This window comes from Mesorhizobium sp. M0904, assembly GCF_040319475.1.
Classification (GTDB): domain Bacteria; phylum Pseudomonadota; class Alphaproteobacteria; order Rhizobiales; family Rhizobiaceae; genus Mesorhizobium.
On record NZ_JAMYOC010000006.1, the window covers coordinates 1 to 25,840 of the forward strand.

A 25,840-nucleotide genomic window follows, 5' to 3' on the forward strand; every position below is an offset into this window, starting at 1 on the left:
CACGGCATCAACACCTCCCGGCAAAAACCGAAAAGTGTTACCTATGTGTCCGGTACAAATCGTCACCTATGTCTCGGGCCGCTCAAATAAGTTACTGAAATAACTAGTAAATCATGCATATGTGGTAGCGCCCCCAGACGGCTCCAGCTGGAGCAAGGTCATTTCCATTGCTGCAGAGCGCCGGACTTCGCGTCGTTGCCGTCCAGAACCCACTGACCTCGCTTGCAGACGACGTCGCTGCCACTGAACGGGCCATCGAGGCCGCGCCGGGAGATGTGATCCTCGTTGGCCACTCCTGGGGCGGAATGGTGATCACCGAGGGCGGAACGGCGGACAAGGTCAAAGCCTTGGTCTACGTTGCCGCCTTCGCCCTGCCGAAGGGCCAGTCAGTCACCAGCGCTACGGCGGGAAGTCCGCCGGCGCCTTGGACGTCGACCCTGCAGAAGGACAGCGGCGACTTCCTGACCGTACCCCAGGAGGGGCTGGGCAAGTATTTCGCTCAGGACGCGACGCCCGAGGAGGTTGCGGTTCTCGCGGCGACGCAGCAGCCATCGGCGGCCCGTCTCTTCGACGAACGGCTGACCCGGGCGGCGTCCGAGACCAAGCCCAGTTGGTTCGTGGTTGCGAAGGCTGACGGTGCGATCCCGCCGGCGTTCGAAGAGTCGATGGCCAAGGCCATCAAAGCGCATATCACCGAGCTCGAGGGCAATCACTTGATCATGTTGACCAAACCTCGTTCGGTCGCAGACGTGATCATCGACGCTGCAAAATCGGTGCGGTAGCTGTGACGGCGATGTCTCGATAGCGGTGGCAGCGCGCCTAGTGTGCGCTGTCGCTTAGGACTGTGCGAGTGGCGCCCTCTCGTGACCATCCAGCGACGCTTGCCGCGGGTCAAACTTAGCTATCCACATGCCATTGTGCGCCAAGGCCCGACACGGTGACTTACGGGCCCCTAGCGCGACTAATTCCGCTATGAAGGGACCCTGTCGATTTCAGTTCGTTGCTAGGTCTTTTGGTTCAATAGGTCCGCCAGCAAGTGCCTGCTTGGAACTACGGGCCAAGAGCGAGGGAGGGGGTTCGTTTCTTTCACTCCAAGGCGCCAGCAGGCGAGGTTCTTGTTGCGCAGCCGTCGGCGTTCTCGGCGACGAACTGGCATGTTCGCTCCAGCGCCTCAATATCGGGATCGGCGCCGACGCGCAGAAGGCCGGCGAGCAGCGCCTGCACCTCAACGGTCAACGGTCACGATCTGCGCGAGATGGCCGTCGAGGAGCGCCGCGAGTTCCTGGGCGTCATCCCGCTGGACATCCGTATCCAGTTCAGCTAGGCGCTGCCGATGCGCTTCGATACCATGCCCTCCAGTCCGGCCTGATAGAGGAATATCACCTGCACGTGAGGCCGTTCGTGCTCGGCAGGGGCAAGCAAGGCCTCCGCTGCAACTGGTGTCGAGCACATTGATCGATGACGATACGGTTCATTTGATCTATGTGTGCCGCGAGACTGAACGATAAGGCGCTTCGGCGCCAACAGGCGAACCAACACGTACGTCCGCAATGGGCCTGATCCCGGACCTTCGCACCGAGGTCTCACATGTCCGCTCGCGTGCTGGGTACCCTAGCAGCGGACGGTCTGCTCGGCCCCATTTCTGCCGCCTCGGACCGCGTGGGTAGTGGAGAAATACGCCCGATTCCATTCATCCGCCCCCGGCTGTCGCAAAAGTTATATAGCGCAAACGATGACATAGGGGTTCTCAGTTTCATCCTGTCGGGCGCAGCATTGCCGCGGTTCGCTTGCCGACAACTATTCCTGCTGGAATTGACAGGGCCAATCTTCAGGCCTCGTCAGGCCAGAAGGCAACTCGGTCCGGGCGTCTCCGCAAGCCATGTTGAGCTGCCACTGGGACAGACCCACCGAATTGGAAAGGTCGACGCCCTCGATACGGGTCAGAAAGAAAAAGGCGCGGTCAAAGTCTATCGGCGCGGTGAACCTCGCTCCTCGGAAGTCCGCCCGTGCGAGATTGGCAAACGAGAAGCGGCTGCCGCTGATATCGGCGTCATGGAACTGCGCACGCCCCAATTCTGCCTTTGTGAAATCAACATTGGTCAGATTGGCGTCCTGGAAATTCGAGCGCTGTATTTCCGCGCTCGCAAACACAGCGCCCTGCGCGTCCATACGGCTGAAGTCGGTCCTGTAGCCCTCGATTCTGTCGAACCGGGCGCCTTTGGCGGTCGAGTCGGCCAGGGAAGCACGCACAAGAGTTGCCTTCTCAAGATTTGCCGCACGGAGATTGGTGTTCCTGAGGTCGGTCGAAGTGAAATCAACACCGAACAGGTTCGCCCCGCTCAGGTCCTGTCCATCTAGGATGAGAAGCTTCTTGTCACACTCCTGCCAATTGACGCCAGGCGTCGCGGCTGCGTCGCAATTTTGAGCGGCAGTGGCGTTCTGCCAAGCAAACACAGTGCAAACCGCTAGAACCAAGCCGGATGCGCCGTAAGCTCTGGTTCGTCTCAAAGTCATTGTTGCTGGACCTCTGCCACTCGCCGACACTCAACCTTACCACATCTGCTGACACACGAGCCACGGTGACCACCGCCGTCACAGTTGGCGCATTTCTGATATTCAAGCTTTGATGTTAATCAACCGATCAACCCGCGCGTAGGGCGCGATTTGCGAGCGCCTCCCCATATCATCCGCGGTCCAGCAGAGATTCATTTGTCACCGGCCAGGCGCATCATTCCGCAGGTATGTTTGACTAAGCCGAGGAGAGCGGTCGTTCAGGATGGCGCAGTCGCGTGCCAAGATTGGCCTCCGCTCTGGACGTTTGTCTTGCTAATGAGGAGCCTGCTCGGGTGCTGATCGCCACCGCCGGCGTCCGCTGCCGACAAGCGTGATTCCGCTTGGTTCCGCACCGATCGGTACTTGCCGACGGCGAGGTTGACCCGGCACGGGGTGCTCGTCGCGTATCCTGATTCCGCTGTCGGATAAACCCCACGACTTCGCTTAGCGAGGCCGAAGTTGATCTCTGCCATCTACCAGGTCGAACCATCAACCCCGCATATTTGTGTCGTAAGCTGACGTGCCGCGAATACGCCGTTTTCGGTGAGGGAGGATTCGAACTCCGCGCTTGGAAGAGCGTCCTTCTCGTCTTCACCGTGCATGCCGGTTACGTGGGCGGCCGAGTGCCCTTCCGCGCTTCGCCAAACCTGCCGTGGAAAAGGCCCTGCCGTTTTTTTCCGGCGGGGCTTTGGTCAGATCGCGACTATTAGTGATTTATGCTGAAACTGGTTGCGGAGTCCGGAGTCGGACTTATTTGCACTGATTAAGAGGCCCCGTCAGCAAACGAACTCGGTCACAGCACTGTATTGGCGGTATCCCTCTACCGACTCGAACCGCGACCGTTTCTTAGGTCGCGCCTACCGTTTTGCACGCCCTCCCCTGCCCGGCCGTGGCGGAAGGTTGAACCAGTTGGGCGACTGCTAGGTTCCAGACTGGAGGTAAGGTCGGCTCGCTGAAAGCGCGGCAGGTGGCACGCGGCACATGCGCGACAACGGCGGTGGAGGGTTTGAGAGGGCCGGAGCCCCGACAGCTTTCGGGAGTTCGAACGATATAGTCGAACGGGCGAAATCGGGGCGCAAAGCTGCCATTCGGCACAAAGATAACAAATAGCATCGGCGATCGGCTGAAGCCGCTCCTTCTCAGTCTGCTGGCGAACCGCGTAACCGGGGCAGATTTCCGGGCGAAGGGGTTTGCAGGCGAGCGCGTTCGTGATTCACCCTATGCGTGACGCTACCACCGACTGATTCGTTTGAAGGCTGTCGCTCGCGGAACTCCGCGGGTTGGTTACTGCGCTGATCGGCGAAGTGCGCGGTCCAAACATGGTTCGAAGTGGCCGATCGCAGGGCCGCGTCGCACGGTGCAGAAGGCCATGCATCGTTGATTATGCGCAAACTGCTATCGCGCGCCTAGTCGGAACTCGCGCATCGAACAGTACATCACATCGTCCGTCCCCAGCGCACCGGCGGCCTCCCCGCTCGCAATCCAAATAGACGTCTTTCAGCTGTTTGATTGGCATGTCAGCGTGAGCGAACGCGAGGTCCTGGGCGTCAGAAGCCGACAATGAAGCCGGACTGATTGCGATCAGCACGGTGCCGAGCGTCACAGGCGCGAGGGACTTAACAACTGACATGATCATTTTGAGATCCTCCCCAGCTCCCGTCGGTCAACATCCAGTCCTTGGGGTCGCAGGTGTAGTGCCGTTCGAAGGTCCCGTCCGCGCGCCGCTGCTTGTCGAAACCTCGATGTAAGGCTCGATCGCGCGCTCGTGGACCAGCCAAAGGGGATCTCGGCCGAGGCGTAGCCACTGCCGGCGGCCAACCGTTTCGGGATCGAGGCCGAAGCGATCCTGGTGCGCTCGATCGTCGTGCCGGCCGCGCCTGCCTCCGCATGACGGATGGCGCGGCTTCGCAAATCGCACATGATTTCGTCACGTGAGATGCCGATGTCGCCAAGGACGTCATCGGGTAAACGGCTCAACTGGTCCGTTGCCGACAAGAGAGCTTTTCGCTCGGCGCGGAGGCGTAACCACCTGCGAAATGGACCAATGGCGGCAGCATGAATTATAACCATGATTAGATCCTCCCTTCATTGATCTGAATTGACCGGTACGGAACGGCGCGAACGGCACTCCGGGCGAGAGCGTCAGCCGTCCGCGAGGCAAATTAGGCGTAGTGGTCGATGGATTGGTTTTGCCGCGGCGTGCCCATACGGCGGGCGGTGGCTGGCCCCGGGCCACGCATGTAATAAAGCTCCGGGCGGTAGCGCGGCGCGACGAATTTGCGAAACCCCGCAGCAAGTTTTGTGACGGGAGCCAAGAATTTCATGACTGTTCCCTTTCCCTTCGCCGGCTTGCACACGAGCCGGCGGGCCTGACGTTGCAACAAGGATATGACAGTCGAACCAGGCTCGGCTGTGGGAATTCCCACACCGGGAAAAAGATTGGCGAAATCCGCTCCCAGTTTGCATCCCGGAAAGCGGGGCCTGCGGCCATCAAATTTCCTTGGATAGGGAGTAAGGTGAAGTACACTTGATTGAACAAGAGACCGTTGTGACAGGCTCTCTGGCCTTCATCTCAAGACTTTGCGATGCCGACCTCGCCGCGCTGACCAAACGGTGGCACGAGCGCAGCTATCGACACAACGAGCTAATCATTTCCCACGGCGACACTGGTCGCGATGTCTTCTTCCTGCTGGAAGGACGTGCTCGCGTGACACTGGTTTCAGCGGACGGCAGGGAGATAGCGTATCGCGATGTCGAACCGGGTGACATTTTCGGGGAGCTCGGAGGCATTGACGGGATTGCACGCTCCGCCAGCGTAGTCGCGCTGGAGGCAACCCGCGCTGCACGGCTGTCCGGCACAGCATTCCGGGATATCGTGATGACCCACCCGACTTTTGCCTGGGTGCTGCTTGAGCATCTGTCTGCCCAGCTCCGGCGCATGACCGAGCGGGTATTCGAATACAGCACTCTGGTCGTGCGAAAACGGCTGATCGTCGAGATCCTGCATCGGGCGGAGAAAGCCGCACTCGTGGACGGCGAGGTGTCCATAAGCCCGGCACCGACGCATTCCGAGCTGGCGGCAACGATGAGCACGCACAGGGAAGCGGTCTCGCGCGAAATGAGCGACCTCGCCAAGAGAGGCCTGATCGAAAAGCGCGGCAGCAGGTTATTGCTGCATGACGTCTCGGCACTACGGGCGCTGGTCGACAAGAAGGAATAGCGAAGGCTGTCGCTGCGGCGGGGGGCACCGCACGTTTCATACTCCTCGGCCGCAAGTGAAGCGTTCCCGCATCTCCCGGTTCAAGGTGATAAAGGCGCTCCCGACATAGCGTCCTGTGCCACGCTCGGCCATTAGGGCGAAAGCCGGCTCGGCGTAGATGATCGACTGGATGTAGAACGCTTCGTGAGGGGGATAAATCCCGCCATACTGAACTGCAGTCAGCGTCTCCCGCCGTTTCCGAGTGTCTTCGTCCAAACCTTCCACGGCAATGCTCCCGATCCCGTCTTCTGGCCCCACTTAGTCCTTCCCGAGGACAAGGCGCAATCGTCGGTCGAAGTAACGCTTGTGAAAGACCTCACGGCCGCTCCGGAGCTTATAGGTCGTCCAGAAGTAAATGGCGTTTCTGTTGCTGCCGGCGAGATCAATCCCGGCCATTGCCTCCATGTTCGGCCTCGAAGCGGTTCGGCGGCATTCCTCAAGAAGTGCCTCGAATGGCACCGTCAGAAACTGCTTCAGTTCCGCTTCCGCGAACAGGTCCTCCACGGGATCGAACTTGCCGATGCCGACCCGCTCGCATTCGCCCAGCGGCCTAGCTGGCTTAATGCTGCGAAACGCTAGTTCAAAACCCCTGATTTCCCCCCTCCACCGGTCGCCGGTCCATCACCTCGCATACCCGCGCGGCGTGTTCAGGTTTGACACGGGGACCCAGGCACACGCGACGAAGCGCATCGTCGAGAAAGTGCTTAGGCCCGGCTTGGCCAGTAACGAAGCGCCATTCCTTCTCGTGAGCCCATTCACCGCGCTTGCGCGTGATGCGAGCGATCACCGCCTCTTCGAGATGCTGCGCCCCCATGTCGGCGAGCGTGAGCGATGGCAGAGCGTTGCGCACGCATAGGTCACCGGGCGCAGTTTCTCTGCATGGAAGTCACTGATCATGAGGTCAGCAGTATCGAACTCTAGGCACATGCCCGCGAAGTTGCTGCCGTGATAAGCCCACATCGGCAGATGGGTGGGCCGATCTTGCTCATGAGGTTCTGGGCTTTGGTAACGTTCTCCAAGATCAGCGCCATCAAGCAATGCTCCGTTCGTAACAATCAAAGGCAACGTGGGACCCCCTGTCAGGAAGGCGCGGCGACTACTTCGGCACGGCTTTGAGCATTTCACCTTTAATCCTGACGGTCTCAAGCTTGTACGCCCCGCCGTCGTTGTTGAACCATTGACACATAAACCCGCCGGCACTCTGCGCCTCGTTGATCGTCATGTTAGGACCGCCAGACTTTAGCTCCACCACATCGCCAACTTTGAAATCAGACATAAATTCTCTCCCAATGTTTGAGAACGACCAGTAATCAGACGTGGGACGCGGTGGAAAGCGGAATGGAGACCTAGCTAGATTTAGCGTAGCACCCCCTCCTCCTCGGCAGCTTCCTCGAAGGCTTTACGGACATCGTTGGGCGAGACCCGGCCCTCAAAGGCGTCGCTGCAGGCTTGCACCGCCAGATTCCACTTCGGTCCCCTCTCGGTCCACTTCATGAGTTCCTCGGCGGCACCCTCGACATTGTTGCAGCCGTAGGTGATCCCAGGTCGGTCGGTCTTGACGTACACCGGAGGGGAGAACCAATGGGTTGCCATGAGGGGGCCGCTCTGCGCTCATCATCGAAGGCCGTGGGCATACCGCTTCGCGAGCCAGAGGTCCGCTTTCGTTGCCAGACGGGCAGAGCGCCTAAACTTCAAATCGCACGGCCCAGAGCAGATGAAACTACAGCCGCATGTGTTGCCGGCAGTTCGAACAGCATGGGCAGGTGGCGACACTCGGCTTCGTCCACGATCAGCGCCTCAATAGTCGCAATGGAAAGATGGCTTCTGAGGCGCAGCCGGACAACCGCGGCGAGCTTGTGAACGGGCACCGGTACCGCCCCTGCGTACTGGTCTAGAAGATTGTTGATCTCGGCAACTACTTTTGGATCGACGGCGTGGGGCAATGGCAGCATGAGAGCGCTTCCTTTCGGAAGTAACTCTAAGCCGATCGGGGCGATGAGTCTTGGCGCGTACGTTTTTAACCAATGTCGCGGACATCATTGGACGTCAGGTCACGCTCGTTAGCGTTGCGCACATTAGAGCGGCAAGGGCCCGCTGCACAGCCAATCGCAACGCAAGCGTGAACCATTCTCGCGTTACTGTGTTTGTAGGGACGCCGCGCTATTTCTTCGACTTCACCGACACTGGCAAAGTCTTCCTTGACGTTGTGGGTACCGATCTCCCGGACCTCGAAGCTGCAAAGGCGGAGGCGGTAAAGGCCTTGGTTGAGATTACTAAGGATAAGCTGCCGGATGGCCCCTCTCGAGAATTTGTGATGACCGTTCGCGACGAGTCCAACGAAACGTTCTTAGAGGCTATGATCAAGTTTGAGATGCGGGCGCGCTAGTCTAGCTCTGCAAAGATGGTTTCCGATTGGTATCACTTAATAGACAGCTCTCGCTTACAAATGGACAGTTCTCGGTTGAATGAGCGTCGCGCGCGCGCAGACATCGATGACCTTCGGCTCTCCCTTGATGAAACCCGCCGCGTAATTGCGGCATCCCGTAAGCTGCTGGACCGGATCGCGAACCGGGTCGATGAACACGAGTGGAGGGTTCCTACTCTCGTGAGAGATACACCTTGGCTTCCTTGGCGGCAGCCTCAAAGGCCTTTCGTACCACCTGAGGGTCAATCGGATCGCCCTCTAGATCTGACAGGCAAAGGTTCACCGCCTTGTGCCAGCGGGGTCCTCTGCGGGTCCACCTCTTGAGTTGCTCAAGGGCTGCCCTCGCATTGTTGCAGCCTGCCTGTCGCCGGTTTCAGTCTTCACGAACACCGGAGGGACGAACCAATGGGTTGCCATTGAGGGATAATTAGAGGGGGTGGGAATGTTTGGTAGAGATGTCTGGGCCGGTGATCGAATTTGGCTCGCGCGAAGAGCGACGCGACCTGCTAATCAGGAAAAAGCCTACCCTCCTCCTTAGCGGCAGCCAGGAATGCCTTACGGGCCTCCTCAGCTTCCATCTCGTCGAATATCACGGCCATGCAAACGCTCACCGCGAGGTCCCAGCAAGGGCCACGCTTCGTCCACTTCAGCAGCTCCTCGCCGGCTGTCTCGGCGTTGTTGACGTTGCGAAGGGTCCCGGGACGCTCGGTCTTGACGGGGACCGGAGGGGAGAACCAATGGAGTGCCATACAGTCACTCTTTGTCGGCCCTATCAAGTTCCTGCAGCAAATGCTTTTGCTCAGCCGGCAGCTCCCGTTCTACAGGCAGATTTAGCAGGTTGCGAAGGTGATTGCGGATTACCTCTGAAGTGATCCACCGCCGCACAACTTCGGCAATAACCTTCTGTTTGGCTTTATCGATTTCAGCCATGTTCGGGCCTGCATGCTTAAAAGGACCGAACTGCACCGCGAGCGGATTTGTTCCTTTGAATGATGGGCGGAATGTTTGGTAGAAATTTCTCAGCAGGGGATCGGATTACTGGCTCGCGCGAGGACCCCCTGCCCTCTCGACCCTATAGAGCGCGCCTCGATCCGCCTTTGGTCCCACAACCCCGGATCGGTCGTCCCGACGTACACCTGAGGTCGAACCAATGGGCTGCCGGGAGGACTATTCGTGGAGGTCGAACGCGACTGACAGTCCGAAGGCCGGGGCCGCAGTGACTATAAGGTAGACCAGCCCATCGTCAGCTTAGCGCGCTGTTTCCGCCCGGGTGGAGCTAGGCTGTCAGTTTAGTGAAGTCGTGGCGCCGCGCGCGAACATGTGCCAGCAAATTCGTTTCGTTTACGACCCCTGATTGAAAGAGATTCAGCGTGGTCGAGACCAGAATCTGACCGTCTATCGAAGTGCTGTACCATTTAGCGTCGGCGGTTATCTGGTCGACAACCCGCTGGCAAATCGCCCGATCTTTAGGTCTAGGGAACTGACTTTTCAGTGCTCGGAGCATCTCGATGCCTTTAAAGGGGAGTCACTTGTCTCCCACGCGACCACGCGTGGGTCTCCCGAGAATGGATACTAAACGCATCTAGACAGAAAATTGCCATTCGTTTGAGCGGTACCGATGCGGGGCGTTGGGTCGATGACGTGGTTGCGATCCTGGCCGCGGTACGGAGGCGGGTCACCGACGACCGCCTCAGGGATACACGCACTTCCTTAGGGGGCGGCCCAGCAGCTTGGGTTAGGGGGCCGCTTGGCCTGACCAGCGAGCGTTCGGGAATGCTCGACTGACTGGTTAGTACATTAGACAAATCTAATGTACTTGAACCATGCGAACGAAGTACGCGGCGGTAAGAAAGTGGCTGGCACGATTCACTTACCGCGCGCTTTTGCCTTGGGTTCTGGCGAGCTTTCTGACGGGTTTGCAGCCAATTTTGCAGATCGCCGATCTGTTACCCACAGGGACTTTTTCCTCGCCACCAAATCGTCACGATCGCCCTCAGCGGTCGCTCGGCTATGCATCGCAGCTGTGGCGTAGTCGGCTCTGTTGGTTCGATAGTCTTCTTTTTGGACAGTCATCGTTTGCTCCCAGTTTCATAGCCCCTCTTTTTGCCCTGGCGGGGAGATTAACTGCCGGTGCATTACGCGAGTCAATCGATTAAACGACCACCCCGCAGTCGCGAGGGGCGGGAATCAAGCCGACAATTTTAACGTTGGAACGGCTTACAATGTGCCGGCAACACAGCCGCCCTTTCGTCGGTGTGCGTTGATCGCGTCCATGTTGCCCTTCAGCTCCCCGATACGAGCATGCGCTGAGGGCGGGACGAAGTCTATGTGCCTTGACGGCGGAATATAATCCTATTTTGTGGATGCCGCACCCTCGCCGACACGAAGCCGTTTCGGTCCTACGACCTTCATCTACGACCGCATAAGATTGTCAACAATCTGTAAAAGTTTTGTTGACAGATAATTGATTTGAGCCTTGACTCACAAAAGTCCGCGTATCGGTCGAGTTCTGTCGCAACAATGCGCGGCCTCCAAAGGGGAAAGAACAATGATCAACAGACGTTCAATAATCACATTCGCCGCACTCGGCGCCGTCTCTGCGCTGGCAATCATGGCCGGCGGCACAATCACAGTGCAAGCCGCCAACAAGGAACTCAAGATCGGCTTTGTCGGCGTGACGAGTGGCGCGGCCGCTGCGTGGGGCACATCCAACGTCCGCTCGATGCAGACGCGCGCCGCCTGGATCAACGAAACCGGAGGTGTGAAGATTGGTGACGAGACCTATGACATCAAAATCGTCACCTTTGACGATCAGAAGGACCCGAAGCGGGCGATCGCCGGCATGGAGAAGATGGCCCAGGAGGGCATCCACTATGTCGTCGGTCCGAATGTCGACGACGGCGCGGCGGCGGTGCGTCCTGTGGCTGAATCCAAGGGCATCATCTATTTTCCCTACGCATTCCCGAAGGAACTCTACACCCCGCCGGCGTCCAACGCCGTGCTCGGCATGATCGCCAACTACCAGTCAGCTCCGGCGATCTACAAATATCTCATGGAAAACAGGGGCGTGAAAAAAGTTGCCTTTGTCGCCGCCAACGAATCCGATCCGCTGAGCCAGCGAGATGGCGGTGTTGCCGCGGCAAAGGCGCTCGGGCTTGAGGTTGTGGCTGCCACGGACGTCTACCAAAACGATACCCGCGACTTCACGCCGGTACTGACGCCGATCGTTTTGCAAAAACCGGACCTGCTGGTGCTTTCGGGTGTCGCGCCCGGCAATGCTCCGCTGCTGATCCGCGCCGCGCGCGAGCTCGGCTACGAAGGTCTGATCTCCACCGAAACGGCGCAGGATGCCAAGGTGCTGGAAGAGGGCGCGGGCGAGTTGGCCAACGGCTTCATCTCAGTCGGCGGCGCATCGACGCCCGAAATCGCGTCCGACATGATGAAGGAGTTCGTCGACCGCTATACGAAAATGTTCGGCGAATACAATGACGAGTCCAACACCAAGGTCTACGCGCTCGAATACATCATCGAGACGCTGAAGGCGAATCCGGCCGCGATCGACAATGTCGAGGAGTTCAAGAAGACGATCGACACTTTCTCGGCGCCCAATCCCTATCTGAAGGGCGATGCCAAGCTGACCTATGTCGGAATGACGTCGTTTGGCCAGAAGCGCCAGCTTTCGGTCCCGATGGTGGTCACGGAATACCGCGACGGCAAGTTCGAGACGCTCTTCGTCGCTCAAGTCGATTGACGCAATTGCACTGAAGCGGATTGCCGCAGAGGCTCGTGCATTCGCCTTGAGCCTCTGAATGGCCGGGAACCATCCTGATGGAACAAGTCATCGCCAACGGGCTTTATCTTGGTGCGCAATACGCCTTGATCGCGCTCGGTCTGACCCTGATCTTCGCTCTGATGAACGTGCTAAACTTTGCCCATGGGCAGATGTACGTTCTCGGTGGCTTCATCACCTACACCGTCTATGGCCAGCTCGGCATGCCTTTCGTCGTCGCGCTCGTCGCGTCCGGGATCACGCTGCTGGTCATTGGAGCGCTGGTCGAGAAATTCCTTTTCAGAACGGTGATTAGGCGAAGCGTGCGGGAGGAAAGTACGATGCTTCTCGCGGCGGCGGTCGCATTCTTCCTCGACGCCGTGATCCTCCTCCTGTTCGGCGAAAAGCAGCGCGGCGTGCCGAAGATCGTCAACGGCGTCTTCGTCTCCGACAGCCTCATAATGCCTTACGACCGGCTGCTGGTCGGCGCACTCGCCATACTGTTCATCGCCTCCTTCGTGCTTTTCATGCAGTACAGCAAGCCGGGACGCGCCATGCGGGCGCTGGCGCAGGACCGGGTCGCGGCACAGCTTATGGGCGTCGAGGTCGACCGCTATTCGATGATCGGCTTTGCGCTCGGCGCGATGCTTGCCGGCATAGTCGGCGGGCTGCTGGTCGCCATCACCGGCGTCAATTCGGGCATCGGCGGGCCGATCTCGATCAAGGCGTTCTTGATGGTGATGATCGGCGGCGCCGGCGTGGTCAGCGGAGCGATCGCCGGCGGCTTCATCCTCGGCATGATGGAATCGGTCGGCCTGACGGTGCTACGCCAATATGGCGACGTCACTTATCTCGTCATCTTCGCCGCGCTGATGGTGTTCCTGAGCATCCGCCCGAACGGGCTCATGGGCAAGCCGTGGGGGTGATCGACATGAAGCGTACACGCAACATCCTCGGCGTCGCTGTCTTCCTGCTGGTCGTACTCATCGGCGTGCCCTGGCTGATCGAGGCGACGGGTCGGCTCGACCTCTACTACACGCTGACTTCGGTCGCGCTGCTCAGCATCGCCAGCGCCGGGGTGTGGGTGACTTTCTACATCGGCCGCATCAATATCGGCCAGGGTGCCTTCGCGCTTATGGGCGGCTATGTTTCGGCCATCCTTGTCGTCCAGTATGGTGTGTCGTTCTGGCTGACACTGCCGCTGGCTGGGCTATTCTGCGCCGCTGCAAGCGTGCTGATCGGGCTGCCCATCCTCAGGCTTCGCGGCGTCTATTTCGCCATGGTCACGCTGGTTTTGACCGAAGTGGCGCGGCTGCTCGCACTGGCACTGCCGATCACCAACGGAGCCAAGGGCATGGTCAGCATTCCGCTCCCCGGCGGCATCTCGATATTCGGGCTGACCATCCTTCCGGATTTCGCGACGCTCGCCAATCCGCGTCCCGCCTTCTATCTGGTGTCGGTTGTGCTGATGGTGCTGTGCTTTGCAGCGCTCTACCGCCTAGTCCATTCGCGCATCGGCAAACTCTGCCAGTCGTTGCAGCAGAACGAGGAACTGGCCTCCTCGATCGGCGTCAATATCGCCTATCTGCGCGTCATCGCCTACGCCATCTCCTCGTTCCTCGGCGGTCTCGGCGGCGCGATGTTCGTCGCCATCTCTCAGTCGATCTATCCGTCCAGCTTCACCGTCACCGACTCGGTGAACTTCATGCTGAACTGCTTCCTCGGCGGGCTCAGCTACGTCTTCGGGCCGATGATCGGCACCTTCGTGCTCTATTTCGGCTGGGATTTCCTGTTCGAGACCGGCGAGTTCCAGTTGCTGATCTTCTCGTCGGTGCTGATCGCGCTGATGCTGTTCCTTCCCAACGGCCTGCTCAGCCTCCGGCTGTTCGGCAAGAAGCAGGGCTAGGACCATGACTGACCTTCTCCAGATCAAGGCAGTGACCAAACGCTTCGGCGGGCTGGTCGCGGTCAACAATGTTTCCTTCGCGGTCCGCGAACGCGAGATCCTTTCCGTCATCGGCCCCAACGGCGCCGGCAAATCGACGCTGTTCAAGCTGATTTCCTCTTTTCTCAATCCGACCTCGGGCGAAGTGCTGTTCCGGGGAGAGCGGATTTCAGGCCTGGCGCCGCATATCGTCGCCCGGAAGGGCGTCGTGCGCACGTTCCAGGAGACGACGATCTTCAAGGGCATGACGGTGCGCGACAATGTCATAATCGCGCATCACCTGCGTTCCAATGCCAGCCTTGCCGGCTTCTATCTCGGCACGAATACCGCACGGCGCGACGAAGATGAATTCGGCCGCTCGGCCGACGAGATCATCGACTTCCTCGGTCTCGGCGCGCAACGGCATGAGATCGCCAGCACGCTGCCGCACGGCCATCTGCGCGCGCTCGGGATTGCCATCGGGCTCGCCACGAACCCGACCGTCCTTCTGCTCGACGAGCCCTTCGCTGGCATGAACCATGACGAAACCGTGCGCGCGGTGGAGATGGTGCGCGGCGTGCGGAAGCGCGGCGTGACTGTCCTGCTGGTCGAGCACGATATGCCCGCCGTCATGAACATTTCCGACCGAATCGTCGTCCTGAACTTCGGTGTGAAAATCGCCGAGGGAACGCCGAAGGAAATCCAGGAGAACGAAAAGGTCATCGAGGCCTACCTCGGCGCCGAAGATGAGACGATCGGATTTTAGCCATGAGCGAACTGCTGAAAGTCTCCGACGTCGAACTCTACTACGACCATGTCTATGCACTGAAGGGTGTGTCGCTCAACGTCAACGAGGGCGAGACCGTCGCGCTAATCGGCGCGAACGGCGCGGGCAAATCTTCGATCCTGCGCGCCATCACCGGCCTGAAGAAGGTCCGCAGCGGCGAGATTCATTTCCAGGGCCACCGCATCGACGGAACGCGCCCTGACGAGCTGGTCAGGATGGGCATCGCCATGGTGCCGGAGGGTCGGCGCGTCTTTTCCTACATGACGGTGCGCGACAATCTGATGATGGGCGCCTTCACCCGCATCGACAAGGCCGAAATCGCAAGGACGCTGGACATGGTGCTCGGGCGCTTCCCGCGCCTGAAGGAACGCTATTCCCAGACGGCGGGTACGATGAGCGGCGGCGAACAGCAGATGCTGGTGATCGGGCGGGCGCTGATGGCCAAACCGAAGCTTCTGCTGCTCGATGAACCCTCGCTCGGCGTCGCGCCGAAGCTCGTTCAGGACATCGCCCGCTCCATCGTGGCGATCAATCGCGACGAAAAGGTCAGTGTTCTCTTGGTCGAGCAGAATTCGCGCATGGCGCTGCGCATCTCGCAGCGCGCCTACGCACTGACGACCGGAAAGATCGCGCTGGCCGGACATTCGGCTGAGCTGCTTGGCGACGACCGGGTCAAGAAACTCTATCTCGGCGGCGAAATATGAAAGCGCAAATGGACGTACTCGTCGTCAATCCCAACACCACCGCGTCCATGACCGAAAAGATCGGCGAGGCGGCGCGCCTTGCGGCTTCGGCCGGCACCAGGATCATCGCCGTCAATCCGAAGGACGGGCCGCCGAGCGTCGAAGGCTATTTCGACGAGGTCTTCGCCATCCCGGGAATGATCGGCGAGATCCTGAGACATCCGGCGGCGAGCGCCTGCGTCATCGCCTGCTTCGACGACACCGGCCTCGACGCAGTACGCTGCGTCGGCGAGATGCCGGTGGTCGGCATCGGCGAAGCGGCGTTTCACATGGCGAGCCTGATTGCCGGCAAGTTCAGCGTGGTGACGACGCTGTCGCGTTCGGTGCCGGCGATCGAGCACAATCTGGTGCGCTACGGCCTCGCCAGCCGCTGCGCCAGGGTGCGGGCAAGCGACGTTCCCGTTCTGGAGCTCGAAGTGCCCGGCTCCAACGCCCGCCATCGAATTTCGGAGGAGATCGAGCGCGCCATCCGCGACGACCGGGCCGAAGCGATTGTGCTGGGATGCGCCGGCATGGCCGACCTCGCCGCCGCGCTCAGCCGCGAACATAGCCTTCCCGTGCTCGACGGCGTCGCCTGCGCAGTAAAACTCTGCGAGAGCCTCGTCGGCCTTGGCCTGTCGACCTCAAAGCGCGGCGGCTACCAGGTTCCACTCGAAAAATCCTTCGCCGGAATCTTTGCGCCCTTTTCGCCCTCCGGCCGTGTATCCTGATGCGTGCAAAATTGTTGACATTCCCACACAGGATGTTCGATGTGCGGCCGGAAACGCGGTGTTCGTGCCGCTATGCGATCCGGCCGCCGGGACAATGAGACGATGGACCTGCTTGGGCCAAAGCCACGGGATGGCGACAAGCCGACGATGCGCTGGTTTCCGGTCTATGCCGGCCTGCGCGACGCCATCGTCAGCCACCGCCTCGCACCGGGCACAAAACTACCCGAGGACGAACTCGCCTCGATCTATTCGGTGAGCCGCGCGGTGATACGCGCGGCGCTGCAGGCGCTGTCGCATGACCGCTTGGCTCGGCTCGAGCCGAACCGCGGCGCGTTCGTCGCCCAGCCGACCAAGCAGGAAGCGCGCGAGGTCTTCGAGGCGCGGGCGCTGATCGAGCCCAAGGTCGCGGCGCTTGCCGCCGAAGTGGCAAAGCCGGCCGAGATCGCGCAACTGCGGCTTCATCTCGAAAAAGAGCACGAGGCCCTGCATGCCGGCCGCGACAGCGACGCCATCATGCTGTCGGCAAAATTCCATGTCGGCATAGCCGAAATCGCCGGCCATTCTATCCTGACCGGTTTCGTCAAAGACCTGCTGTCGCGGTCGTCGCTGATCATCGCGCTCTACTGGCGCCGCCGCGACACCACCTGCGAAAGCCACGCCCATCACGCCCTCGTCGATGCCATCGAAAAGCACGACGCACAAAACGCGTCCGACCTGATGCGAAGCCATCTCGTCGAACTTCTGTCCGGCCTTGATCTGTCGCTTGGCGAGAAGAAGCCCGAGAGCCTGTCGGACATCTTGCGCTGATCTGCGCTGTCAAACTCTTCGCCAAGCTTCGCATTGCAGATGTCGTCGCGATGCTGGACGAATATCGGATCACCCGCAACCGACACCGGCCAACGAAGCTCGCGCGTAAGTGGCCGCTCTCAAAGCTAGTAAAGCCGAAGTGCCATACTTGATCGCCCCCGATCGGGCGCTCACGGCGAAGCCAGGATGCACGTCACCCCGCAATCCTGACTTGGCGCCTACCCCTGAAACGTCCCAATGCGACATTTCTACTTGCCAGCAACGCGACATTCGAACTTGGTTGCAACATGATCCCAGGTTGATTGGCGATCCTGCCCCCGGTCCACCCGGTTCCGAAACGGCACTATGCGCCATCTTGGGACGTTCAATGCGGCGGGGAACTTCGCGATCCGACCCTTCTTCCCGACCTTGACAGCCAAGTGCAATATGCGCCAGTTGCGTCTTCGGTCGTTGCAAGCCGTTGACACGATATGATTCAGCATTGTTGGGCGGTAGCCCGAGGATTGAATCCGATATTCGCCTTGCTGGAATGTCTAATGCGACTCCGTCATGATCTTTCCGGCCCTGTCGAGCGACGCTGCCAAAGCCGGTGACGCCAATGCAGGTGACGAGGTCAGGCTAGATCAGTGCAGCAGATCCGCCCGGCGACTTTTCTTTTTGCGGCCCGAGCCCTGCGGGACATGGGCGACGGCTTCGTGGCCGTTCTGTTGCCGGTCTATCTCCTCGCATTAGGCTTCGCGCCTCTGCAGGTCGGCATCATTGCAACCGCATCGCTGCTCGGTTCAGCGCTCTTGACCATCGCCGTCGGACTCCTTGGTGCCCGACACGATCACCGCCAACTCCTGCTTACCGCCGCCAGTCTGATGGTCGCCACGGGTGTGGCCTTTGCTGTCGTCCACGACTACGCGCTGCTTTTGGTGATCGCCTTCGCAGGCACCATCAACCCGTCGGCCGGCAGCGTCAGCGTATTCGTGCCCTTAGAGCATGCCGTGCTAACACGCGAAGTCACCGACGCCGCGCGGACCAAGATGTTCGCGCGCTACAGCCTTGTGGGTGCGCTCGCAGCCGCGGTTGGCGCGCTCGCTTCGGCGACACCTGATCTTCTGGCTCCAGCCGGCCTCGATCAACTCACCGGCATCAAGGCGATGTTCGTGCTCTATGCGTTGCTGGGCCTGCTCGGCGGTCTCCTTTACGCGCAGGTCCCGCAGCGCCGTCCAACGTCGGACTCCGGCAGCACGTCCGCGCTTGGCCCCTCGCGGAATATCGTTTTCAGGCTTGCGGCCCTTTTTAGCCTTGATGCCTTTGCCGGCGGCTTCCTCGTCCAGTCGTTGCTTGCCCTGTGGCTTTTCGAAAAATTCGACCTGTCGCTTTCGGAAGCGGGCTTTTTCTTCTTCTGGTCCGGCGTCCTTTCGGCGTTCTCATCCCCCGTTGCCGCCTGGCTGTCGCGGCACATCGGACTCATCGACACGATGGTGTTCACACACATTCCGTCCAGCATCGCCCTGATGCTGGCGGCGCTTGCGCCGACGCTCCCTCTGGCGCTCGCCCTGCTGCTGATCCGTGCCGCGCTTTCGCAGATGGACGTCCCGACGCGCTCATCTTACGTCATGGCAGTCGTCACGGAGGCGGAGCGGGCAGCCGCCGCGAGCTTCACATCGGTACCGCGCAGTTTGGCTGCCGCAGCCAGTCCCGCCCTGGCGGGCGCTCTGTTCGCTGCCTCGTTCCGGGCATGGCCCCTCCTGATCTGCGGCACACTCAAAATCATTTATGATCTGCTGCTGCTGATGCAGTTCCAGAACGTCAAGCCGCCAGAGGAACGCTGATATTTGGGTTGCTTGACCGGGAGGGGTCAATGGCGAAGGCAAATGTTGGAAAGGTCGTCGATCATTTCGGCTCTGACTCCGGACTTGTTGAATGCCTAATGTGACCCGACATCCTCGACGCGAGGCCTGCAGACCATCACCCGCCAGCGCAGCAGACAACGAAATTCTCCGCTGGGCTCTGCCGATCAGGCAGGCCGTGCTTTGTAAAAGCGGCACCAACCATCGGGGCTAATTTCACCGGCGACAATCTCGGATGCATTCGGCTTCAGGAAATGGGAGCACCCGGCGCAGCGGCGACCTTTCTTTGGAACATCCTAATAAAGCGCCACAGGCTTTTGGGGTTGTTTCGGCGCCGCGCCGCAGGCTGACCTGTCATGCAGGAAGCAAGCCCACCTGCACCGGCAGTCGCCGCGCCGGTCATCGACACCTTAAGAATTTCCGGCGAGACAGCGCTTGGCCTGGCTCACGTTGTGCCGACCCGCAATTTATCTCACCACGATCTTCTTTGATGATCTTTCCTCCCAATCGTACCCAAAGAAGCGCCGAGTGCTGATCAGATCGATTTGAGGTACTCGATCAGATCACTCTTTTCCTGGTCGGTCAGAGCAAGGCCGAGATGGCCGTCATAGTGCTCCTTCTGCGCAAGACGTCGATCGGTTCCACTCCTCCTGCCAGGGGTCGATCAAGTTTAAGGACCCGACGTCTCCTCCCGGCTCCAGGTCTATTTCTATAAAACCGTGCGTCACACCGTCCTGCTTCCTTGATCCCTTGCCTTCCCTTACAATCCCTTCCGGATACAGAGGAGTTCCGCCATGAGCGAAGACGCCGTCAACATGTCGATCCGCAAGTTCCTGAAGGAAGTCGGCGTCACCTCCCAGCGCAAGATCGAGGAGACGGTGCGCGAAGGGCAAATCGGAGGCAAGAAGCTGAAGGTCCGCATGACGCTGACGGCGGAAGGCACCGGCCTCAACCACGTGGTGGACGGCGAGATCGAACTTCCATAAGCGGGGCGAAGCGACCTAGCGAAACGGCCGAGGCGGCCGAAAGCGTCGAGACGGATCAGCGGTTGGAATGGCGTCTGGCCGGGTGGATGTAGTACCGCTCACCCCGCGCTCTTGCGACTCTGACGGAACGCGAAACACCGATCCTTTCCAGTCGTTGGTTCAACGAATCTATGGAGGCGCCCGACGAGGATATGCGGTTGTCGAGGAACCGGGCCGACGTGTCGTCGCGGAGGAACTTGATCGGAACGGCGATGTGCTACCCCTGGGTTGACGGGGCGGCGTTCGCCCGCCGCGCCGTTATGTGAAGCGGCCGGGCGACCGTCTCCAACGCCGGTTGCCCGTTTGAAACTCGAGCGCGGCCGCAGCATCGATTTGATCTGTCGCCGGCGCGCAGCCTCTCCAGCGCCTCCAATTTGCCGTGCAACCATTTCCAAGGCTGGCAGGCTAATTTCGATGGGGCGCACCTCGTCCACTCTGGCGCCCGATCCCATATCGCGTTGCCCAACGACGAATGGTCCTGTCATCGCGGCCAGCATAGTCGGCGGCTGATTTGATATCCCGCACTTCATCGGGCCGCATCAGGATGGATCGAGGGGGGCGCCTTGTTTCTGGCGCTGTTTTGACAGGGAGCGCGTTGGTCATTCGGCCCATCGCGCCTGTCGCGGCTGCAAAGACGGCCGGACCATATTGGCAGCGCTCATCACCTGATAGAGGAACGGCGGCACCCCGCTCGCCCGATATCAGGGAACGATATCGCCCCCCATGTATTAGAAACTGATGGACACTATGGAACCCCACGGCCACGGGATAGCGGCCGATATTTTGACATCGGAAGTTGCCATTGCCAGGCAGCGCATCCATCGGACCGAGCTCGCGCTTCAACGCACTGAAGAAATGCTGGCCAAGAATCTCGCGCTGCGCAGCAGGATACGAGCTGCGGTCGAGGCCGCAGACCGCTTGGTGAAGATCGATCCCCCCAGCTTTGAACGGCGTCGCCCAGGTTGAACTGGGCCGGCGCTTCATTCGTCGCGCCCCACCGGCCACCGGCGCCACCACTCAAGCACCGCGGCAACCATGTCCACAGACGGCGAGCGCGGTTCATCGTGGGCGGACTGGTGCTCGGCCAGGAACCGATCGTCGTCCATGCGGCCGATGGCTTCAGCGACGTGGGCCAGCGGTTGGTCGATCCAGGCCGCCGCGGAGCGATCGGTCGACGTCATGCCGACGGCTCGGTGTCGGGAATGCTCGGGGCGGCGGTGGGTAGTGGTACACTCGCCGGAAAGGTCGGCAATTGGCGCGTTGTGCCGGTTCGGAACCGGGTGGACCTGGGGAGAACCGTCAATCAACCTTCGGTCTGTTACACTTCTCCGAAGCTGACGTTCGCGGTGCGGCCCGGAATGCCACCGAACCTGCCGACATCATAGCCACGCCTCGAGTAGAGGCTTCGTCTCGAGCACCTCGGCACGGTTCTGTTCGCGCGATAGAAGCAGCGGTTGGCGATTGAGCAGCATGGAATCGCCGAATTCATGCGCGCGGTATCGATACGCGGTGAAGGCTGCGGAGGCCTTAGCGAGCAGAGCATCGTCGGCAAAGGCGCGCAGGAGCTCGAAATGGCTTTCGCCGGGCTGGTGGACGCCTGTGAGAATCGCATCGACCACGCGAAGCCGCGTGCCCCGCGCGATGCACCCTGTCGCAATGCCATTTCCGGCACGCACATTGCCGCCGGGATTGGCGGCTGCCTCAAGTGCGCGCACTACGCTCGTGCCGATCGCAATGATGCGGCTGCCGCGCAGCTTCGCCCGCGCGACCTGCGCCGCGGTGCGCCCAGGGATGCGGTATGGCTCGTCGAAGGGAAGGCGCGAGTCGAGCGCGGGATCGCCGGTGGAAGACACGCCCGAAGCATGCGTGAGTGTTGCAAAGCCAACGTCGTGCCGACGCCAGGCTTGGAGCGTGCGCCAGTCGAGCGCGAAGCCTGCCGACGGCGCCTCGAACGCGACCGGCCCGGCGGCAATCTTCGTCCAAACATCCCACAGTGCCAACGGCTCGGGAACATGCGCGTATTGGATCGGCCGGCCGTGCTGCGCCAATCCTGCAAGCACTGCTGCGCGGTTGCCGGGGAAGTGCAACTCGAGAAGGCGTGGATGGTCGAGAAGGCGCTCGACGACGGCGTCAAGCGAGCCGAGCCGGAGGCGATCGCCTGGTGACAGCGGAGGTGGGGGCAGCCGGTCTTCCGTGCGCGTGCGGTGATCGCCCGAGCCGAAGGCAATCGCCACGAAACGGGTTGGATCGGGAAGTGACAGCCAGCCCGCCAGGCGGATCTCGATCGCCTCACCGCTTGGGACATGCGTGCCGTGCAAGCTGGCAGGCAAGGTCGCGGCGTCATTGGCGACGACCTGATCGCCGGGACCGAATAGCGTTGCGATTCCAGCGCGCGGCAGGTCGCGTATCGTGCCGTCCGCCTCGACGACCAACAGCCTGCCTGCGCGCCGATCGGAACGATCGGCGGCAATCATGCGCATGCCCCGGCGTGAAGCGTAGCGCGGACCTGTAACGCGTCGATCATCTTTTCGATGATCTCGGCAGCAGCCAGCTCGGGGCGTTTCAATGTAGACGGATCGGCGTCAGGAAGCGCTAGCGCGTGCAGCGGGGTGTCCATGTCGCCAGGGTCGGGTGCGAGGAGCTGTATGCCGTCGGCTTTCGCCTCCTCCTCCCAAATCGCCGTCAGATGGGCAAGAGCGGCCTTGCTCGCCCCATACGCGCCCCAGCCGGGATAGGCGTTCACCGCCGCGTCGCTGGAGATGTTGATCACCATCGCGCCACGGCCCTCGCGTGCGGACGCGGCAAGCGCACCGAACAGGGCCTTCGTCAGCCGGAACGCGCCGACCAGGTTGACCGCGAGCGCCACTTCCAGCTCCTCGCACTCAGTATCGGCGAGGAGCGCCAGAGGGACAGGGCCGAGGCTCGAGGCATTGTTGATCAGGACGTCGAGCCCGCCGAGGCTGGCAGTGACCTGTAGCGCGATCGAGTAGGTGTCCTCCTTCTTGCCGACGTCGCCGACAATGCCGTGCGCGCCCGTCTCGTCAGCGATGCGTTCGACATTCGCGGCGGTGCGAGCGACGAAGGCCACGCACGCACCCTGCGCGGTCAGCTGCCGCACAAGCGCCATTCCGAGCCCGGAGGTGCCGCCCGTGACCGCCACGCGAAGTCCTTGAAGATCAATATTCGACTGCATTACCGGTGCTCCTTCAAGCTTTATGGCCCTTGCTACAAGTTCAAGTTAACTTGAAGTCAAGCGGGAATCGTGCTTTCGTTCATGCATGGATTCCATGCTGACCATCACCGACGTGTCGCGGCGCAGCGGCGTCGCCTCATCGGCCCTGCGCTTCTACGAGGAGCGCGGCCTAATCGCGTCCGAGCGGGCCGGCTCGGGACACAGACGCTATCCGCGATCCGTGCTGCGCCGGATCGCCTTCATCGTCTTCGCGCAGCGAATTGGGCTGACGCTTGAGGAGATCGGCGCCGAGCTCGCCAAGTTGCCAGCCGATCGCGTGCCGTCGCGTCGGGATTGGTCGCGGTTGTCGGGCCAGTGGACTAAGCGCATCGACCAGCGCATCGCCGAGTTGCAGCGCCTGAGGTCCGGGCTTACCGAGTGCATCGGTTGCGGCTGTCTGTCGATCGACCGGTGTAGCCTTGCGAACCCTGCCGATATGGCAGGACGCAAGGGGCCGGGGCCGAGGTATTGGCTGGGGTGAGTTGGCAGCGTGCCTGTCACTATTGCAGGACTCGGCAGCGCAAGACTTCGCCAAGTGCGAGACGTTGCGGCCCGGTAAGGTTCAGCGGCGGTATTGTTCGTCGCTGACTTTCTCCATCCGCTCGACGGCCTTGCCATCAAGTGCTTGCGTCGTCCTGCCAGACGGTCGTTCCTTCTAAAAACGCGGCTGCATTTCAGCAGGCCAAGCGAAATAAGGAAATACGTCGAACTGCTCCGGGTGCGGCAGTCATCAACCTCTTCAGTCCCGCCCGAAACGTTTGAGTATTGGAGCCGTTGCGCGTTGGCACAGGCTGATCGGATTGATCCGGCGGTTGGGGAACCTTTCTTGCGGCAACGAAGGACGAAGATGGTGTTTAGGCCATCGGTAATGGTAGCCCGTTCAAAATTTCGCCAATCGTTGGTTGATCGCCCGAACGGTACTGCATTCGGTACCGCATGACCCAAGGTTTTACGTTAAGTATCCGAATTTGTCAGCTTTTTCGGCGCAGTTCGTCCCATCCATCATCGTCGAGTTCGTGGTTGCTCGATCTCGATTTGCTGTCAGGCCGCTTGCCAACGATAGCAAAAAAGCGCCGCCTCAATAGTGGGTGTCGCGATGTAGCGGTCTCCCACTACCAAGAATTTCTCAAGTAAACTTGACAATCGGCTAGCCCTTAAAGCTGGCCGATTGTGTTTCGCGCCATGTTGCAAGCAGCTACCGGTGATTTGCAAGGATTTCCTGCGACACTCGGCAAATCCACGCGACACGCGCGCGACATGGATTGACCTTTTCAGGAACCGGCTTCGAAACTGGCCCTGGCAGCTTGGTTCCTTTCGTTATGCTTGCCACCGAGGCTGCGGGCGTATCCCAGCGATCCGGAACAGCGTTATCGCCGCACACAGGGCGCTCCCTTCAACGTCCGCTTCAAAGTGTCGGCATTGAGTCCCTCTCATCGCGCAAATTAGACACAACGCGGCGGTTCTGCGACCTGCAGGCGGTGTCGGGGCAGTCGCGGACGAGCCTGTCCTTGCCGTAGCCCTTGGCCCACATGCGATTGCGGTCTATACCGCCGGCGGCGAGGTAGTCCATCACCGCATCGGCGCGCTGCTGCGACAGCGCCATTTCACTTGCGCCGGGATCGTCGGCGAACCCCTGCAGCTTGAGCAGCCAGCGCGGATGCTTTGCTAACCAGGCGATCTGGGTGTCGAGGGTGGCCTTGGCGACAGAATCGAGCGCGGCCGAACCTTGCGTGAAATAGGTGCGGCGGCCGACATTGAGGATAAAATCCTCCTCGCTGCCCGGCTGCACGTTCTGGAAGCCGGCAACCTCGGTGTTGGTGATGTCAGGCGTGGAAGGGGCGAGCGTGTTGCTGGTCGAGCAGGATGCGACCAGCATCAGCAGGCCGGCAGCGAGCAGCCGGCGCGTGTTTTCAATCATGCGGTTCATGAGGCGCCAATCATTCGACAGTGGTGGAAGCGGGCGCCTGGTCGGCGATATGCGGCAGGACCTGCACCGCGGTGCCGATCGGGCAGCGCTGGTAGAGGTCGATGATGTCTTCCGGGAACATGCGGATGCAGCCGCTGGAAGCGTCGGTGCCGATGCTCCATGGCTCCAGCGTGCCATGCAGGCGGTAGCCGGTGTCAGCGCCGTCGCGGTGCAGATAGAGCGCGCGCGGCCCGAGCGGATTGTTGGACGCGCCGCCTGCGATCATGGGCGGTAGTTCCGGCCTGCGCTTACGCATTTCGGGGGGCGGGACCCAATCCGGCCACAGCGCGCGGCGGTCGATCGTCGCGCGGCCGTACCATTTGAAGCCGTCCTTGCCGACGCCGACGCCGTAGCGGATGGCGGTCTTGTTTTCCATGATGACGTAGAGGAAATGGTGGCGGGTATCGACCACGACGGTGCCGACCGGCTCGCTGCTGAAATACTTGACGATCTGGCGATGCCATCTCTTGTCGATCTTGGCGAAGTTGGTCTTGCGATAGACAAAATTGTTGTCGCTGGCGGTACCCGCGAAAAAGGATTTTGCCGCCGCGGCTTGAGCAATATTGCTGGTTGCACCCACCGCGACCAGCGCCAGGCCGCCGAGCACGACACCCCTGCGTGACGAAACCATCGGCAATATCCCCCATGCCAAAAGCCTAGCTCAAGCATAGTTGAGAATTACTTCGCCTCAAAGTGGAAAATGCCGCGTTGCTGCAGTCCGCCGGAAGCGGACTGGCGGGAGGTGAATAGCTGCCATTCCAGCACTCCGCTGTACGCGCCCGCCGGTGCCGCAACGAAG

General features: G+C 60.7%; 29 protein-coding genes and 3 pseudogenes. 16 read left to right on the top strand and 16 right to left on the bottom strand.

Going from position 1 to position 25,840, the window contains the following annotated elements; translation table 11 throughout:
• Positions 1–167 precede the first annotated feature (167 nt).
• The gene (locus NKH80_RS08125) at positions 168–782 is read left to right on the top strand and encodes an alpha/beta hydrolase (protein ID WP_352877600.1); all 615 of its coding nucleotides are present in this window, start codon (positions 168–170) and stop codon (positions 780–782) included.
• A 317-nt stretch (positions 783–1,099) separates the two neighbouring features.
• On the opposite strand, the pseudogene NKH80_RS08130 reads toward NKH80_RS08125, so the two are convergent.
• The 3 genes and pseudogenes from NKH80_RS08130 to NKH80_RS08140 form a co-directional block, all read right to left on the bottom strand.
• Positions 1,100–1,221, bottom strand: a pseudogene (locus tag NKH80_RS08130) (DUF4326 domain-containing protein); the annotation flags it as partial.
• A gap of 576 nt (positions 1,222–1,797) precedes the next feature.
• Positions 1,798–2,514: a pentapeptide repeat-containing protein gene (locus NKH80_RS08135; protein ID WP_352990851.1), complete on the bottom strand. Its 717-nt coding sequence runs from the start codon at positions 2,512–2,514 to the stop codon at positions 1,798–1,800.
• 2,201 nt (positions 2,515–4,715) lie between these two features.
• Positions 4,716–4,877: a hypothetical protein gene (locus NKH80_RS08140; RefSeq protein WP_167522729.1), complete on the bottom strand. Its 162-nt coding sequence runs from the start codon at positions 4,875–4,877 to the stop codon at positions 4,716–4,718.
• A gap of 224 nt (positions 4,878–5,101) precedes the next feature.
• Between NKH80_RS08140 and NKH80_RS08145 the strand changes: the two genes are divergently transcribed.
• Entirely contained in the window at positions 5,102–5,773 is a 672-nt protein-coding gene (locus NKH80_RS08145; protein WP_352478425.1) for a Crp/Fnr family transcriptional regulator, read from the top strand.
• A 36-nt stretch (positions 5,774–5,809) separates the two neighbouring features.
• Here NKH80_RS08145 and NKH80_RS08150 read toward each other — a convergent pair whose 3' ends face one another.
• Positions 5,810–6,037 (bottom strand): hypothetical protein, encoded by a 228-nt coding sequence (locus NKH80_RS08150; RefSeq protein ID WP_352506240.1) that lies wholly within the window; start codon positions 6,035–6,037, stop codon positions 5,810–5,812.
• An 81-nt stretch (positions 6,038–6,118) separates the two neighbouring features.
• Between NKH80_RS08150 and NKH80_RS08155 the strand changes: the two genes are divergently transcribed.
• Entirely contained in the window at positions 6,119–6,391 is a 273-nt protein-coding gene (locus tag NKH80_RS08155; RefSeq protein ID WP_352478423.1) for a hypothetical protein, read from the top strand.
• A 1-nt stretch (position 6,392) separates the two neighbouring features.
• Here NKH80_RS08155 and NKH80_RS08160 read toward each other — a convergent pair whose 3' ends face one another.
• From NKH80_RS08160 to NKH80_RS08175, 4 genes are all read right to left on the bottom strand, one after another.
• Complete coding sequence (locus NKH80_RS08160; protein ID WP_352478422.1) at positions 6,393–6,662, bottom strand: hypothetical protein; 270 nt, start codon at positions 6,660–6,662, stop codon at positions 6,393–6,395.
• Positions 6,663–6,908: 246 nt separating this feature from the next.
• The gene (locus NKH80_RS08165) at positions 6,909–7,088 is read right to left on the bottom strand and encodes a YodC family protein (protein WP_352478420.1); all 180 of its coding nucleotides are present in this window, start codon (positions 7,086–7,088) and stop codon (positions 6,909–6,911) included.
• An 80-nt stretch (positions 7,089–7,168) separates the two neighbouring features.
• The gene (locus NKH80_RS08170; protein ID WP_352478418.1) at positions 7,169–7,405 is read right to left on the bottom strand and encodes a DUF982 domain-containing protein; all 237 of its coding nucleotides are present in this window, start codon (positions 7,403–7,405) and stop codon (positions 7,169–7,171) included.
• Between the two features lie 98 nt (positions 7,406–7,503).
• Positions 7,504–7,764 (bottom strand): hypothetical protein, encoded by a 261-nt coding sequence (locus tag NKH80_RS08175; RefSeq protein ID WP_352478416.1) that lies wholly within the window; start codon positions 7,762–7,764, stop codon positions 7,504–7,506.
• A gap of 50 nt (positions 7,765–7,814) precedes the next feature.
• Here NKH80_RS08175 and NKH80_RS08180 point away from each other — a divergent pair, with 50 nt between their 5' ends.
• The gene (locus NKH80_RS08180) at positions 7,815–8,198 is read left to right on the top strand and encodes a DUF6894 family protein (RefSeq protein WP_352478415.1); all 384 of its coding nucleotides are present in this window, start codon (positions 7,815–7,817) and stop codon (positions 8,196–8,198) included.
• Positions 8,199–8,409: 211 nt separating this feature from the next.
• Here the strand turns inward: NKH80_RS08180 and NKH80_RS08185 are convergent.
• From NKH80_RS08185 to NKH80_RS08195, 3 genes and pseudogenes are all read right to left on the bottom strand, one after another.
• Positions 8,410–8,577, bottom strand: a pseudogene (locus tag NKH80_RS08185) (DUF982 domain-containing protein); the annotation flags it as partial.
• 166 nt (positions 8,578–8,743) lie between these two features.
• Entirely contained in the window at positions 8,744–8,986 is a 243-nt protein-coding gene (locus NKH80_RS08190) for a DUF982 domain-containing protein (protein WP_352478412.1), read from the bottom strand.
• A 4-nt stretch (positions 8,987–8,990) separates the two neighbouring features.
• Positions 8,991–9,167 (bottom strand): hypothetical protein, encoded by a 177-nt coding sequence (locus NKH80_RS08195; protein ID WP_352478410.1) that lies wholly within the window; start codon positions 9,165–9,167, stop codon positions 8,991–8,993.
• A 1,618-nt stretch (positions 9,168–10,785) separates the two neighbouring features.
• Between NKH80_RS08195 and NKH80_RS08200 the strand changes: the two genes are divergently transcribed.
• The 11 genes and pseudogenes from NKH80_RS08200 to NKH80_RS08245 all read left to right on the top strand — a co-directional run bounded on the left by NKH80_RS08200 (position 10,786) and on the right by NKH80_RS08245 (position 20,809).
• Positions 10,786–11,988 carry an ABC transporter substrate-binding protein gene (locus tag NKH80_RS08200; protein ID WP_352478408.1) on the top strand — a complete coding sequence of 401 codons (1,203 nt, stop codon included), beginning with the start codon at positions 10,786–10,788 and terminating at the stop codon, positions 11,986–11,988.
• A gap of 77 nt (positions 11,989–12,065) precedes the next feature.
• Positions 12,066–12,932 (top strand): branched-chain amino acid ABC transporter permease, encoded by an 867-nt coding sequence (locus NKH80_RS08205; protein WP_352478406.1) that lies wholly within the window; start codon positions 12,066–12,068, stop codon positions 12,930–12,932.
• A 5-nt stretch (positions 12,933–12,937) separates the two neighbouring features.
• Complete coding sequence (locus tag NKH80_RS08210) at positions 12,938–13,912, top strand: branched-chain amino acid ABC transporter permease (RefSeq protein WP_352506249.1); 975 nt, start codon at positions 12,938–12,940, stop codon at positions 13,910–13,912.
• Between the two features lie 4 nt (positions 13,913–13,916).
• Entirely contained in the window at positions 13,917–14,696 is a 780-nt protein-coding gene (locus NKH80_RS08215) for an ABC transporter ATP-binding protein (RefSeq protein ID WP_352478402.1), read from the top strand.
• A gap of 2 nt (positions 14,697–14,698) precedes the next feature.
• Positions 14,699–15,421: an ABC transporter ATP-binding protein gene (locus tag NKH80_RS08220; RefSeq protein WP_352478401.1), complete on the top strand. Its 723-nt coding sequence runs from the start codon at positions 14,699–14,701 to the stop codon at positions 15,419–15,421.
• 8 nt (positions 15,422–15,429) lie between these two features.
• Complete coding sequence (locus NKH80_RS08225) at positions 15,430–16,170, top strand: aspartate/glutamate racemase family protein (protein ID WP_352896956.1); 741 nt, start codon at positions 15,430–15,432, stop codon at positions 16,168–16,170.
• Positions 16,171–16,272: 102 nt separating this feature from the next.
• Positions 16,273–16,977, top strand: a complete 705-nt coding sequence (locus NKH80_RS08230) for a GntR family transcriptional regulator (RefSeq protein WP_352478397.1) — start codon at positions 16,273–16,275, stop codon at positions 16,975–16,977.
• Between the two features lie 680 nt (positions 16,978–17,657).
• Positions 17,658–18,800, top strand: coding sequence for an MFS transporter (locus NKH80_RS08235; RefSeq protein ID WP_352991093.1), 1,143 nt, complete (start codon positions 17,658–17,660; stop codon positions 18,798–18,800).
• An 812-nt stretch (positions 18,801–19,612) separates the two neighbouring features.
• Positions 19,613–19,804 carry a DUF6494 family protein gene (locus NKH80_RS08240; protein WP_023679340.1) on the top strand — a complete coding sequence of 64 codons (192 nt, stop codon included), beginning with the start codon at positions 19,613–19,615 and terminating at the stop codon, positions 19,802–19,804.
• A 178-nt stretch (positions 19,805–19,982) separates the two neighbouring features.
• Positions 19,983–20,103, top strand: a pseudogene (locus NKH80_RS30095) (AAA family ATPase); the annotation flags it as partial.
• Positions 20,104–20,581: 478 nt separating this feature from the next.
• A complete protein-coding gene (locus NKH80_RS08245; protein WP_352478395.1) occupies positions 20,582–20,809 on the top strand; it encodes a hypothetical protein in 228 nt (75 codons plus the stop codon).
• A gap of 14 nt (positions 20,810–20,823) precedes the next feature.
• On the opposite strand, the gene NKH80_RS08250 is transcribed toward NKH80_RS08245, so the two are convergent.
• The 3 genes from NKH80_RS08250 to NKH80_RS08260 all read right to left on the bottom strand — a co-directional run bounded on the left by NKH80_RS08250 (position 20,824) and on the right by NKH80_RS08260 (position 23,036).
• Positions 20,824–21,024: a hypothetical protein gene (locus NKH80_RS08250; protein ID WP_352702909.1), complete on the bottom strand. Its 201-nt coding sequence runs from the start codon at positions 21,022–21,024 to the stop codon at positions 20,824–20,826.
• Between the two features lie 198 nt (positions 21,025–21,222).
• On the bottom strand, positions 21,223–22,317 hold the full coding sequence (locus NKH80_RS08255) for an S-adenosylmethionine:tRNA ribosyltransferase-isomerase (protein WP_352990857.1): 1,095 nt from the start codon (positions 22,315–22,317) through the stop codon (positions 21,223–21,225).
• Entirely contained in the window at positions 22,314–23,036 is a 723-nt protein-coding gene (locus NKH80_RS08260; protein ID WP_352990860.1) for an SDR family NAD(P)-dependent oxidoreductase, read from the bottom strand. The genes NKH80_RS08255 and NKH80_RS08260 overlap by 4 nt, the downstream gene beginning before the upstream one ends.
• An 85-nt stretch (positions 23,037–23,121) precedes the next feature.
• On the opposite strand from NKH80_RS08260, the gene soxR reads away from it, so the two are divergent.
• Positions 23,122–23,556, top strand: a complete 435-nt coding sequence (gene soxR / locus NKH80_RS08265; RefSeq protein WP_127862987.1) for a redox-sensitive transcriptional activator SoxR — start codon at positions 23,122–23,124, stop codon at positions 23,554–23,556.
• A gap of 924 nt (positions 23,557–24,480) precedes the next feature.
• Here the strand turns inward: soxR and NKH80_RS08270 are convergent.
• Both NKH80_RS08270 and NKH80_RS08275 read right to left on the bottom strand, forming a co-directional pair.
• The gene (locus NKH80_RS08270; RefSeq protein ID WP_352990863.1) at positions 24,481–25,002 is read right to left on the bottom strand and encodes an OmpA family protein; all 522 of its coding nucleotides are present in this window, start codon (positions 25,000–25,002) and stop codon (positions 24,481–24,483) included.
• 10 nt (positions 25,003–25,012) lie between these two features.
• The gene (locus NKH80_RS08275) at positions 25,013–25,672 is read right to left on the bottom strand and encodes a L,D-transpeptidase (RefSeq protein WP_352736943.1); all 660 of its coding nucleotides are present in this window, start codon (positions 25,670–25,672) and stop codon (positions 25,013–25,015) included.
• Positions 25,673–25,840 lie beyond the last annotated feature (168 nt).